Source organism: Sphingobacterium puteale, from assembly GCF_050986225.1.
Taxonomy (GTDB): Bacteria; Bacteroidota; Bacteroidia; order Sphingobacteriales; family Sphingobacteriaceae; genus Sphingobacterium; species Sphingobacterium puteale.
In genome coordinates this window covers 5,119,872-5,132,583 of record NZ_CP158959.1, presented here as the reverse complement: position 1 = coordinate 5,132,583, position 12,712 = coordinate 5,119,872, and the positions used below count along the sequence as shown (strand labels likewise).

Sequence of the window (12,712 nt, the reverse complement as noted above, 5' to 3'; positions counted from 1 at the left end):
TCCAGAAGATTTAAAAAAGAGGCTTGTGCAAGAAGTTGAGAGCGGTCGGCTCAGTCAACGTGCTGTAGAAAGGACTTATAAGATTAATCGGAGAACCATTGTATCCGCCCGACGAACTACATGTCAGTTGATTTTTTGAAGTTCTGTGGGTAAAGCTCTTTTATATTCTTGTGGTTTATTGACGCTATATTGTAAATGGTAAATAAAAATGCAGCATAATTGGTAAGTTGGAGTGCAGCATTTTCGGCACTAATAAATACACAATCCATTCCAAAAGTATGCTATAAAATTTACTTGTCCAAGAACGTTTTTCTATTCTGCATTCTATAGCTTTCCCCTGTGAGGTTTATCACTTCGCATCGGAACAATATCCGATCTAAAAGTGCCGTTGCAATAACTTCATCCTCCAGCATTTTAGCCCATTCTGTCGGCTTCTTGTTTGTCGTTACAATGATGGAGGTAGATTCGTAGATCTGGTTGATGAAATTGAAGAAAGCGACCGCGACATTTTTTTCCAGAGGGAACAGCATGACATCATCAATAACGATGAGGCTCGCCCGCAGCATTTTTTTGTATTCAGCAGCCTGTGAACGTACAAAGTCCCTGGTCTTTAAGGTAGAAACGATCTCTTCCATCGTCCTGAAATACACATGATAGCCTGCCTTGACAGCGTCTCTTGCCAGGCCTGCTGCAAGCATTGTTTTTCCAGTTCCACTGGGTCCCATCAGCACGAGATTAAACAGCTGGTCGATCCAGTTAAGTTCCCGTAGTGCAGCGAGCCGTTTGTCGGTAAGCCCGTTACGTTTGGCTTCGTAGAGCGAGAGGTCGTTGTTTTTTGGCAGAGAAGCAGATTTCATCCGTCTGCTCTCATCCCTTTGCCGGCGGTGCTGCTGCTCGGCCCTGAAAAGACGGGAGAGTAATTCCAGATAGCCTATCTGCTCATTTTCTGCCCCCGATAGGATATCATCCAGGCCGGCAGCTATCGCTGAAAGCCTGAAGTCGGCGCAAAGTTGTTTTACCTGTTGTTTTTGATTGTCCATAGTTATTGCCTGATAAGATTTATATATCCCTGTCGAAGCAACGACAGGGAGCGATTGTTTTAGTTGCAGCCGAAAAGCGCCTCGTAATCATCTAAGTCACTTTTCTGGGGTTCAATATCCAATGGTGTACTGCTGTTTCCATCCAGAGGGTTGAGCCGTATGATCTTGGTATCCAGCTCAGGCTCCTGCTTTTTTTCCGAGCGGATGTATTCCAGATAGGCTTTAAAATCCGTAGCGCTCAGGATGTTGTTGGCATGTACATAATCCAGTGCGCGCGATATATGTGCAGCACTGTTATCCTTTACAGTACGCTCGACCATCTGCAACTGATCCCGTATATACCGCTTTTTGTGAAGTTTTATGGCCAGTATCCACTGCTTTGCCTTACCCGGATCTTCAAACAGATCAGAGATCCGATCTACTATTTCTGCTATTTTAGGCTCCATGTCCCGGCCATGGCTGCGCAGTATGATCTTTTTGCCCTTAAGGCTGCATATATCGTGCGTGCATATTTCTTTTCCACAGAGATCCCGGATGAGCAGCTTACCCGCAAGTTCGCCCAGCTGCACTTTAATGGTTCCCGCGTTGTAGGTGCCGATGGGGACACTATAGAAATTGCCTTTATACGACACTTTGTTGTCTTTATGGACAGCGTAAAGCTTTTTTACCGGAGTCTGCGGGGCTATTTCATACCACATTTCCAGCAATAGCTGTTCGCGGTGCAGTTCTTCCAGTGGGATAAGTTTCGTGGTACCATGGGGCAGATTGTTGGCCGTACGGAAAAGCCAGGCCCGGCATTCATCGTTGAGCGTATCCAGGTCACGGTAAGGCCTATTGTAGAGAAAGTTCTGCTTTACGTATTTGACCACATTCTCCACTTTCCCTTTGCTCTGGGGGTCGGCTTTACGGCAGAAATGAAGTTTGATGCCACGATCGCGTACATAGCTGGAAAACTCGGAGGTCAGGACGATGTCACCGAGGTTTTCCGATACCATAAATAACCTGTCCTGATCATAGACGATCTCACGGGGCACTCCGCCGATAAACCGAAAGGCCTCTTCATGGGCAGCGATCACCATAGCCGTGGTAAAGGGCACATCGCTGAAAACAACAAACTTATAGCGGCTCCGGGAGAGGATGAAGGTAAAAAACTGTACTTTTTTCTGCTTACCGCGCGTAGTGGTCATGTTGTAAAAACCAAAGTCAACCTGCGCCTGCTCACCATAGGGAAGCTCCGCGACCATCTGGAAATCGCGGCCGCTCACTTCTTTGGGGATGTTGAACTCCGCCCGGATACCCTGAACAAAGTTGAATACGGTCTTGGGGCTGACTTGCGGAAAGTCAGGGTAATGCTCCCTGAGCCAGTCATGCATCTGGGCCGCTGAGGTATCGTTATACAGCGACAGCTTTTCCTTTACGAAATCACGGTAGGGATCCAATAACTTTTTCTTGGAAGGGGGCGCTTCCAGTTCTTTTTGGTAACTTCGGTCGTCTTTGCTCAGAAGCTTTTTTACAGTACGCCAGTTCAGACCGAGATGTTCGGAAATCCTGCGAATCGAACTGCCTTCCCGATGCATTCTGTGAACCTCATGATAGGTCATAAGTTTACTTAAATAATAGTTCATAAATAACTTTGTCTTTTTGCTCCGACAAAGCTTGTTTTTTCTTTTGGGACACCGCGTCCCAAAAGATGAACTATGTATTGATTAGTGCCAATTATGCTGCATTCCTTATTGCCAAAAACGCTGCACCGTTATTGCCAAAAACGCTGCACCGTTATTGCCATTTTTGCTGCACGCTAAATTGCCAAAAGTTGTGTATTCTGATTTACCGATTACATATATTCATTAGCGTATGTTTTAACCACAGAAAAGGGTTCACCTCATGCTTTTTGCAGATAGCGAAAAATGAGTAGATCATTGCCGATCGCTGTGCTGCCTCATGACTTCCTGCGAACAGCCAATTTTTGCGTCCCAGGGCAACTGGGCGAATGGCATTCTCGATAAGGTTATTGTCAATCTGCAGATTTCCATCGCGCAAATATTCCGACAGCATGTCCCAACGGGCGTATGCATAGGCCATAGCCTTTCCTATCTGGCTTTTGGGCAATGTGTTTTTTATGTCCCGGAATATCCATTTACCCATGTCGTTGATGATCGGAAGTGACTCTTTGAGCCGTAGCTCCCGGATCATATCAGGTGATAACTTTTCTTCTTTGGCTTTTCGCTCAACTTTATAAAGATCCTGTATCATCAGTAGCGCCTTTTTGGCTCTTTCCGGGTCATTCTGCAGGCCTTTCTCAAACTCACGGCGTGCGTGTGCCCAGCAGGCCAGATGGGTGTTGTCTTTCTTTTTTCCAAATTTTTCGTAGGCGGCATAGCCATCCGTCTGCAGATATCCCTTAAAGTTATCCAGCATGGGTGTGGGTACATGACCACCACGGGAAGGGTTATAATCGAACAGCACCGTTTTATCCAAAGGCGAGTGGTAGACCCAATAATAGCCCTGATGGGCAGCTCCTTTTTTATCACTGTCCAATACTTTTATTGGGGTCTCATCAACCTGCAAAATAGCCCTGAGCTTTGGTGTCAAAGACCAGCTGTTCATACAATGGTTCGAGTTTTTCCAGTGCCTGTCTGGTCCATCCTTCGATGGTTGAGGATGGGATCTGTATGTTTTCCCTTGCGAAGATCTGTTTTTGTCGGTATAGGGGAAGATGGTCCTGATATTTACCCACCAGTATCATCGCCAGTAAGCCCGGACCTGCAATTCCTTTATCGATGACCCATTCAGGTAGTTCGGCAATGGATACGCCATCTCTGTTTTTAGCCGCATATTTATAACGGATGTAACGTTTGATATAGAATTTGGCTGGCTCGCACTCCAGCTCCTCGGTAATCTCCTGGCCGATGCACACCATTTCAGACAGATTACCCTCTGGGTGGATCTCGATCTCTTCTACAGGAAGGTGGGCAGGTAATTTAGCGCGTCCTTTATGGTTGGGACGCTGACGAACATACTCGATTTTCTCTTTGATCAGTTCGAGCTGTTGCTCCTCTGCTTCTGCAGGTTCTGCGTGGAAAGGCAGGAAAGTCTGGTTGGGGTCACCTTCGAAGCGCTCACGCTTCTGGCCGAACTGCATGCGTTGAAGCATCTCCACTTGAGCTTTCAGGTAATCACGTTCCTGTGAAAGGATATCACGCTCCTGATGGAGGATTTCATTCTCTTTGGACATACTGGAAACCATTTTCAGAAGGTCTTCTTTAGAGAGATTTTCCAGTGCTGTTTCCATACCGTAAAGATACTCAAAAGATACCTTTATTCCTATTTTAAGTCCATTTTTAAGGCAAAGAGAAACGTCTTTTTTGAATACTTTTTACCACCTGTATCCCTTCAACCATCAATACCAGATCGCTCCAGGACAATTCTCCATTTTTTACGTTCGGCGGCATGAAGGTGCCGCTCTCCAGACGCTTATAATAAAGTACAAAGCCTCCTTTTTCCCAGTGCAGAAGCTTCATATGTGTACGGCTACGGTTCAAAAATACGAAAACCTCACCGCTGGTAGCCTGACGCTGCATCCCTGAACCGATCAGTCCGCAGAGCCCGTCGAATGATTTTCGCATGTCGCAAAAGCCATCATAAAGATAAAAACGGTGCGAGGATCCCAGGGAAAACATCAGTAAAGACGGATCAGCTGTGATAAAAGGGCAAGATCATTTTCAGTCTTTATACGCACACCATTGGGATAAATAATCTCAACATCGCTCTTTCCCCGCGCCTTATCAATTGTTATAAAGCTGCCGCCGCCTGTGTGATTTTCTTTACTGCGAGAAAACCAATAATAAAAGGTCGCTTCATTGATCCCATTTTCAATACAGTAAGCTTTCTTACTTTTTCCGCTCTGCTGCCAGTCTGCTATCATAGACAGCATACGCTCACGTTTTTCTTGAATGTTATTCATAGCAACAAAGCTAACAACCATGGTAATCTAAGTTAATATGTACTTAGTAGGACGGATACGCAGCGCTGGCAGATTTTGCCGGTAGATGGGAATCCAAATATCCCTATGCCATAAGATCATGGCGGGAGAACTGGGACGAACTGACCGTCTTTTACGACTTCCCACTTGTGATCCGACGAATTATCTATACGACCAATATCATCGAAAACATGAATGGGAAGATCCGTAAATACACAAAGAATAAACTGTCATTTCCCAGCGATGATGCCGTTCTGAAATCTGTATATTTGGCTTTGAGAGAAATCTCTAAAAAGTGGACGATGCCTATTCAGAATTGGGGTATTATCCTAAATCAGTTCTTAACTTTATTTGAAAAAAGAGTCCAGTTATAAGGAACATAACTGAACTCCGTATTTTTATTTACACACTTAGTGGGACAGTCCCTATTTCGGATTGTTTAATTATATGATTTTTTATCTCGTCTGATTAAGCTTAAGATCTCAGATTTAACAGATTGAATTTTAGATATAATTTCATCAATATCTTCAAATGTATACCATTTAAAATTTGAGCTATCTCTATATTCCATTAAACCTATTGCATAGCTATATTCTGATTTATTTGTAGCCTGAATTGTGGGAAAATGGGCGAATTGATTTCTTATAGTATTTAGATATACTAATGATTCTATTAATTTTTTATATGGATGACCTTGTTTTTTAGATGGTACAAAACCTTCTAGAGTTGCTCGATTGAAAAGAACAGTTTTAAGAGCCGTTCTTTTGCTTTCAAATGTCATTCTGTCAAAAATAATATTTTGCATTTTGTGCTTTACAGACATTTCGGCTGAAAATTCACTAGCTAGTAATGACTCTATATTTTTTTCCAGCATTGCAAAATGCGCAATTATCTTACCTCTGATAGGATATGTTCTTTCTTCATAATTATGTTCAAAACAACTAGGATCGAAGTCTTCAATATTTGCCATATATAAATATTACCTGCTTTATTTTCCCTTCAACTTCTTAATCTCTTCCGCCAAATCAGCAACCACTTTAGTCAAATCCAAAATCGCTTGAGTCTTAGCAGCATCGTCATGAATGAGTTTTTCTAAAAGCGCTTCCAATTTATTATCAGATTCATAAGTTATTGTTGGAAAATGATTCAAACTATTTTGCTTAGATGTATCTTGATTAGTTTGTATATAATAGATCGTTTTTTCCTCGTTAAAAGAACGAATAAATTCAACGGTTACACCCAGCGCATCCGCTAATTCCTTCAAATTTGGCTCAGAAATAGTCCATGAGTTTTCAAACTCAGAAATTCGTCTTTGATCAAATTTGCTTTCGCATTTTTGCCCTAAAGCCTCCTGTTTCATGCCCATGATTTCACGAATTCTTTTTAGATTTTTTCCTTCGTGTATTTTCTCTTCTTGAAATGCAACCCCCATTTTATTAGATTTTAATAAGTTCGGTAATTTACCGGTATTTTACCATTTTGCGCTAGACAATTGGTTCCGTACCTTTGATATAAAGATACGATTATTTGTCGATAAAAAGAGCTTTATATATAGTTTAAAGCCACTTTTAAAGTAAATTATTTGTCTTTAGTAGATTAAAACAATACATTTGCACCATCTTAGGTGGCTGCACTTATGAGTCTTGTCTGTGAAACGTGAGAAATTTCAAATGGAGCAAGGCGATTAAGTGGATCAAAACGCCCGTCAGCAATGGCGCGGCGTCCGCTTACTCGTTCCATCGGCTTCTCACGGCCGCACAGACGGTAGGTTGGATGTCGCGCCATTGCCGTTTCTAATACCTGCTAGAGACTCGTTACCAATAAACGATAAACGAGTTATGAACAAAAAACAACAATCAAAGAACATCATTACTGCCCCCGAGTAGCTCGGCTGGTTTGGCCAAATAAGATTTGGCTTCTCTTGCCATGGACCGCGTAACGCCAATATTATACACCTGTTTGACCCCTCAATCAAACGCGATCTGGCTCCCCGATGAATTAATTATTACTAATGTGAACTGAGTGACATCAGGCTCCCAATAAAAAGCTGATTTCGATCGGAGAGGGATCCTATTGTCTTAGGTCAAGGTTTAAAAATTGAAAAATGGAAAAGTTTTTCTCTGATGTGGTGGATTTTGATCTTACCCTACATGAAGTGTATGAAAAGGTATATGATCCTATAAGACACATCGTAGATTTTTGGAATGCTTATGATATCAAAGTCTGTCGTGAATACCTTTTCGAACTGCTGATCATGTATTTCGGCAATCCCCAAAAGAAGAAGCGACGGTTTACTACGGATCAGATGACAGCATTTATCATCGCGTTGATGCGAATGCAGATGAGCTATTATATGGCCAGCGCAAAAAATATAGACCTAAGTAAGATAGACTGGTCGCTATTGACGAATAATAAGATAGCAGCGGAGGAACTTGAAATGAGCAAAAAGATTCATGAGTTCTTCCACAGATCATCGCATTAACCACTAACAAACAAATTATGAATACGTTAAAATTATTGACATCAGTCAAGATATATATAAATACCTACATCTGCCAAGCACTTGCCAGATACTCTGACAGATTATGCTGTAAGGGTACTGGTCGGGTGCTGACTAATGGAGCCGTACCACCTTCGGACTTTTTTCTGACCAATACCTGCCTTTCTTCTGCCTTTTATTCAGCGGGCTCCCAATTTTCTTCGGGGCAGCATCGGCGTGACCCGACGAAAAACCGATGCCGACTTGATGAAAACCCACGGAAAGGACGAATTTGGTCAGGAGTTGGTAGGGAGTTGGTTAGTCTATTCCTTGCCGTAAAAAGCACTATTGATTCACGGTTAAGCTACTGGGAGTGTACCGAAAGGGTACCAAAAAGGTACTGGGAATGTACTAAAGAGCTACTAAAGAGGTACCAAATAGCTACCAAACAGGTACAGGCTTTCGGTAGCTTTCTGGTGGACCGTAGGTATAAGCTTGGACGTGCAATGGAAATTCCTACTGAAATGCATAGTGGCGATTTGGTAAGTGGAGGAGATGGATGCCGTTTGAAATCAGAGGATTTACAAGCGTTCAGTGCCACTCGAGTGTGCGATAAGGAGTATTTAGCTGTTCAAAAGAAAACAAGTACTCAGAAGGCTTTAAATTACTTTTCAGTAGTTGCGAATTATGAACGTTCGTATCGCATGGTTTTGACATGCGTATTTTTAATGGTAGTTTCTATGTTTAGTTTATCGGCTCAGACGCTCCGCAAGGACAGCGGGGCCGATGGGCTAACTTCGATAATGGCGCTACATGTCGGTGATACCATTCCACAGTCACTGTGGGATACACCGCTTGCCGTCGTCAACAATCCCACAGGAAAGAAAACCGTAAAACTGAGCGATTACCGTAATAAGAAGCTGATCATATTGGATTTCTGGGCGACATGGTGTGGCAGTTGTATGCAAAGTATGTTGCATTTAAGACAGTTGGAGTCCTCATACAGCGATAAGGTAGCCTTTTTGAAAGTGAATAGCGAAAGCACAAAAGATTCTCCCGAACGGATCGTAAAAGCTTTTGCCAAACTCAAGGCGATGTCCAACGTGGATCTCTCAACAATGGAATATATATATCCGGACAAGTATCTGGACAAATATTTTGCTCATGCCTCTATCCCGCATATGGTCTGGATCTATAATGGTAAATACATAGGCAGTACCTATGCCGAAGGCCTTACGGTCGATGCAATTGATCGGGTGCTTAACAACACTCCACTGCATGTGCATCTGAAAAACGATAGGTTGGATTTTCAGGTGAACAATTCCATCAGGGAGCAGGTCGATCTGCGGTTGTCGACCTATCCGGTAGTAGAGGAGTTGTTTACGGGATATATAGATGGTCTCAATCCTAATTTTGGTCAATTTTATAAGAAAGATGGTACCTACGTCTACCGAATGGTAAATCTAAAGCTTAATATCCTATACGCTAATGCTTTCCGAGCTCTTTTTTTTGAGGTGCCCAGTTGGGCAATCCATATTGATTCAACAGTAGCCGAACCAGTGCAAAGGGCATTGAATAATGTGGAGTTGCGTAAGGATGTTTTTTGTTTTGAAGTGCAGTCGTCAGATACGCTAACAGAAGATGATATCTTGAAAAGGCTGCGTGATTGTCTGTTATCCAACTTCAAAGTAGCCCCGGTAAGGACAATAGAAAAGACTCCTTTTTGGCAAATGGAGATAGCAGATCCCGATAAACTGAAAGCGTCTGTTCGCTTTATTGATAAAAAAGGTAACAAGGAATATATCACTTTCAGAAAGCTAAGATCCATAATTTATACAAGTCTTAAACTGCCGGTTAATGACCTGATAACAGTAAAATCAAGCCTGTTTGAAGTAGAGATCCCAAAAAACCTTGATTGGACTGATATAAAATCCCTTCAGGATTTTCTAGTTACAATAGGTATCCGGTTGATAAAAGTCGAAAAGGATATTCCCACTATTACATTTAAAAAAGCATGATCGGCACAATGAAAAAGAACATTATTTTATTGATATTAAATCTTCTTACGGTACTGTGCTATGGTCAGGTACTAAAAGGGAGGGTATACGACAAGGCGACCGGCAAAGGGATCGCAGGGGTGACTATTACCTCGAAGTCTACACAAAAGAAGTTTAAGGCAGGACCGGGGGGAGAAATTGAAATCGGCAATATCACCAGTGATTCTTTGCATTTTCATCACATGGGGTATACAGATAGGGTGCTTTTTGTGAAGGGCTCTGATACGAATATAGCAGTTGGCCTGACAGCTAAGTCAATAGAAATTGAAGAGGTCCAGGTGCAGACAGGCTATCAATCGCTTAGAGCTGACCAGCTGTCCGGATCGGCTCAGGTGCTCAATGAGTCGCAGCTCAATCAAAATGTAGGTAGCAATATCTTGGACAGACTCAACCACGTCGCCAATGCGGTATTCTTTGATAACCAGTTACAGGCCTCGGACAATCAAAAGTTGAATTTCTCGATACGTGGTCTCAGTACAATCAATGGCGTTAGGGATCCCTTGATTGTGTTGGATGGCTTTATCTATGAGGGCGCCATACAGAATATAGATCCTAATAATATTGAAAGCATTACGATTCTCAAGGATGCTGCCGCAAGTGCCATCTGGGGAGCACGTGCAGGTAATGGTGTACTGGTCATTAAAAGCAAAAATGCAAAGGCCACAGACGGACGTACAAATGTGACCCTGAACAAGTCCATTCAATTCGCACAAAAGCCTGATCTGTACGATGTATATCAAATGCCTGCAGAGGAGTTTATAGAAATTGAAAAAATGCTCTTTAAAAATGGGTATTATGATCGTAATATACGCCGTAGCCCGTTTAGTGCACTCACACCTGTGGTTAGCCTGCTCCAACAGCATAAGACTGGTAAAATAGACGGTGGACTGCTTGATCAACGTTTGACAGCTCTTGAAAATATAGATAGCAGAAGTGATTATATGGACTATTTCATGGAGCATCCTCTATTGGATCAATACGCACTTTCATTAGCAAATGGGACAGAAAAAAACAAATTTCACCTGGCGGTAGGGTATACCTTTGATAAAAATCAATACGGTGCGAAAAATAAAAAAATCAATATTGATTTTAATGACCGCATGATGCTCCTGCCCAAGCTTCATCTGGATATTGGTTTTAAATACACCAATGCGAAGAATCATGCTGGTAAACCTGCATTCGAAACATTCAGGTACCGCAATATACGTGCGCCGTACATGGATCTGGTAGACGCAGATGGAAATGGTCTAATACTTGAAACTACATATGATAAAATATATACAGACAATTACCTGCCCGGTAAACTTCTGTCATGGGACTATATACCCTATGAAGATTACAAATACGTTGACAACAGGTCTTTACGGAATGAATATGTGGGGCAGGCACAGTTGTCTTATAAAATATTGCCATTCATCGATTTAGTCCTGGCTTATCAGATCCAGAATCAGATGGCATCCGACAATGTGAGGAATGGATTGGAAAGTTACTACACAAGGGTCATGATCAACTCCTATGCGAGCTATAACGAAGTTACAGACCGAATGGAGTATCCCGTTCCTATGGGGGATATTGTATTAAAAAGCAATGTAAATATCAGGTCATACAATTGGCGGGGACAGATCAATGTCAATAAGGTTTGGGACAAGTTCGAACTTTCGGGTATAGTGGGGGCTGAAGTAAGGGAAAGTAAAACTGATGGGGAGTCGAGCACACTTTACGGATATACCGCCGACCCTCTTAACAATGCCGCAATAGACTTCGTATCTGATTTTCCTATAGGGATTAGCTATAGTACCAGCATAATTCCCGGTAGACCCGTACTAAATAGCAGTATAAATAGATTTGTGTCTACTTATGCCAATTGGAATGTGGAATATAATAAAAGGGTAGGGGCTACCGCAAGTGTAAGGCGTGATGCTGCAAATATATTCGGGGTGGCAGCAAATGATAAATGGTCTCCTTTTTGGTCAGTGGGAGCCTACCTACACGTGCCAGATCAGTGGATCAAGGGGGCAAAAGCAGATCGGCTAAAGGTAAGGGCATCCTATGGTGTGAGTGGCAATGTAGATCTTCGAAAGACGGCATTGCCTGTGGCTGAATCGGCGACATTCAACTATTCGCCCTACTCTGGATTGATCATCGCTCAGCTAAACGATCCTTATCTGCGTTGGGAAAAGATCAAAACATTCAATGTTGGCCTCGATCTATCTTTTCTGGATGGCCGCATCCGTGGATCTATTGATCATTATCAAAAGCGTGGTACAGACTTGTATGGTTTGACAGGCTACGATTATACAACATGGGGCTATCAGTCTTTTATCACTAAAAATGTCGCCAGCATGGATGGCCGGGGAACTGATCTTGTGATTGAGACTGATAATGTCCGGGGAAAATTTTCATGGTCAACGATCTATAATGTCGCATGGAATAAAAGCAAAACTAGAACATATTATGCCGCCAATGGAATGAATGTGAGCAGCTTTTTGGACATAGGATCGTCGATTACCCCTGTTCCGGATTATCCATTATATGGCATTGCAGGGTACAGGTCTGCCGGGCTGGATGCAAAGGGAAATCCTCAGGGTTTTCTAAATGGTGTTCCCTGTACTGATTATACCGCTATTAGAAGACAGCCTCTCGATCTAGGAGAAAACGGAAATATTATTTTTAAAGGATCGTCCAAACCGCAGGTATTTGGATCCATAATAAATAAGTTTTCTTTCAAAAATTGGGCGTTGGCGGTGAACGCTTCTTTTTATGGTGATTATTATTTCATGAAAAATACGACCAGCTACACCCAGCTGTTTTCTAATGGAAAGGCCTATGCGGATTTTGAAAAGCGATGGCAAAAACAAGGAGATGAATCACACACTGTAGTACCAGCGCTGATCTATCCAGCTGATCAATTGCGGGATAGTTTTTATCGGTTATCTGAATCCAATATACTTCGGGCTGATCATATTCGCCTAGAATATGTTCGTTTGTCTTATGCAAGCGCTATCAAAAATAGAGCAAAATTGGAATGCTTTGCTAATGTTTCCAATCTGGGGTTGTTGTGGGTATCCAATAAGGAAAAAATAGACCCATTGTATCAGGACAAAGTTAAGCCGCCCCTAACATTTACGTTTGGTACATCTGTAAAATTTTAATT

The 12,712-nt window shown here is 42.4% G+C and carries 10 protein-coding genes and 1 pseudogene; 4 read left to right on the top strand and 7 right to left on the bottom strand.

Annotated elements, in window-relative coordinates:
- Positions 1 to 290: 290 nt before the first annotated feature.
- The 5 genes and pseudogenes from istB to tnpA all read right to left on the bottom strand — a co-directional run bounded on the left by istB (position 291) and on the right by tnpA (position 5,004).
- Positions 291 to 1,040, bottom strand: a complete 750-nt coding sequence (gene istB, locus ABTV71_RS21670; RefSeq protein WP_286851113.1) for an IS21-like element helper ATPase IstB — start codon at positions 1,038 to 1,040, stop codon at positions 291 to 293.
- Between the two features lie 59 nt (positions 1,041 to 1,099).
- Positions 1,100 to 2,665, bottom strand: coding sequence for an IS21 family transposase (gene istA, locus ABTV71_RS21665; protein WP_433900457.1), 1,566 nt, complete (start codon positions 2,663 to 2,665; stop codon positions 1,100 to 1,102).
- Positions 2,666 to 2,867: 202 nt separating this feature from the next.
- Positions 2,868 to 4,332: pseudogene (gene tnpC / locus ABTV71_RS21660) on the bottom strand (IS66 family transposase).
- Between the two features lie 49 nt (positions 4,333 to 4,381).
- The gene (gene tnpB / locus ABTV71_RS21655; protein ID WP_433901025.1) at positions 4,382 to 4,720 is read right to left on the bottom strand and encodes an IS66 family insertion sequence element accessory protein TnpB; all 339 of its coding nucleotides are present in this window, start codon (positions 4,718 to 4,720) and stop codon (positions 4,382 to 4,384) included.
- Positions 4,720 to 5,004, bottom strand: coding sequence for an IS66 family insertion sequence element accessory protein TnpA (gene tnpA / locus ABTV71_RS21650; RefSeq protein ID WP_244211794.1), 285 nt, complete (start codon positions 5,002 to 5,004; stop codon positions 4,720 to 4,722). The genes tnpB and tnpA overlap by 1 nt, the downstream gene beginning before the upstream one ends.
- A gap of 65 nt (positions 5,005 to 5,069) precedes the next feature.
- Between tnpA and ABTV71_RS21645 the strand changes: the two genes are divergently transcribed.
- On the top strand, positions 5,070 to 5,396 hold the full coding sequence (locus ABTV71_RS21645) for a transposase (protein ID WP_433903724.1): 327 nt from the start codon (positions 5,070 to 5,072) through the stop codon (positions 5,394 to 5,396).
- Positions 5,397 to 5,461: 65 nt separating this feature from the next.
- Here the strand turns inward: ABTV71_RS21645 and ABTV71_RS21640 are convergent, their stop codons facing one another.
- Positions 5,462 to 5,992 (bottom strand): hypothetical protein, encoded by a 531-nt coding sequence (locus tag ABTV71_RS21640; RefSeq protein WP_433901024.1) that lies wholly within the window; start codon positions 5,990 to 5,992, stop codon positions 5,462 to 5,464.
- An 18-nt stretch (positions 5,993 to 6,010) separates the two neighbouring features.
- A complete protein-coding gene (locus ABTV71_RS21635; RefSeq protein WP_433901023.1) occupies positions 6,011 to 6,454 on the bottom strand; it encodes a helix-turn-helix domain-containing protein in 444 nt (147 codons plus the stop codon).
- A 672-nt stretch (positions 6,455 to 7,126) separates the two neighbouring features.
- On the opposite strand from ABTV71_RS21635, the gene ABTV71_RS21630 reads away from it, so the two are divergent.
- From ABTV71_RS21630 to ABTV71_RS21620, 3 genes are read left to right on the top strand one after another with little or no spacing between them, the layout of a single operon-like run.
- Positions 7,127 to 7,504 carry a hypothetical protein gene (locus ABTV71_RS21630; RefSeq protein ID WP_433901022.1) on the top strand — a complete coding sequence of 126 codons (378 nt, stop codon included), beginning with the start codon at positions 7,127 to 7,129 and terminating at the stop codon, positions 7,502 to 7,504.
- A 17-nt stretch (positions 7,505 to 7,521) separates the two neighbouring features.
- Positions 7,522 to 9,519, top strand: coding sequence for a TlpA family protein disulfide reductase (locus ABTV71_RS21625; protein WP_433901021.1), 1,998 nt, complete (start codon positions 7,522 to 7,524; stop codon positions 9,517 to 9,519).
- Between the two features lie 8 nt (positions 9,520 to 9,527).
- Positions 9,528 to 12,710, top strand: a complete 3,183-nt coding sequence (locus ABTV71_RS21620; RefSeq protein WP_433901020.1) for a TonB-dependent receptor plug domain-containing protein — start codon at positions 9,528 to 9,530, stop codon at positions 12,708 to 12,710.
- Positions 12,711 to 12,712 lie beyond the last annotated feature (2 nt).

Coding starts and splice junctions, on each gene's coding strand:
- istB (WP_286851113.1), bottom strand. CDS start 1,040: ATGGACAATCAAAAACAACAGGTAAAACAACTTTGCGCCGACTTCAGG.
- ABTV71_RS21620 (WP_433901020.1), top strand. CDS start 9,528: ATGAAAAAGAACATTATTTTATTGATATTAAATCTTCTTACGGTACTG.
- tnpB (WP_433901025.1), bottom strand. CDS start 4,720: ATGTTTTCCCTGGGATCCTCGCACCGTTTTTATCTTTATGATGGCTTT.
- istA (WP_433900457.1), bottom strand. CDS start 2,665: ATGAACTATTATTTAAGTAAACTTATGACCTATCATGAGGTTCACAGA.
- tnpA (WP_244211794.1), bottom strand. CDS start 5,004: ATGAATAACATTCAAGAAAAACGTGAGCGTATGCTGTCTATGATAGCA.
- ABTV71_RS21640 (WP_433901024.1), bottom strand. CDS start 5,992: ATGGCAAATATTGAAGACTTCGATCCTAGTTGTTTTGAACATAATTAT.
- ABTV71_RS21635 (WP_433901023.1), bottom strand. CDS start 6,454: ATGGGGGTTGCATTTCAAGAAGAGAAAATACACGAAGGAAAAAATCTA.
- ABTV71_RS21625 (WP_433901021.1), top strand. CDS start 7,522: ATGAATACGTTAAAATTATTGACATCAGTCAAGATATATATAAATACC.
- ABTV71_RS21630 (WP_433901022.1), top strand. CDS start 7,127: ATGGAAAAGTTTTTCTCTGATGTGGTGGATTTTGATCTTACCCTACAT.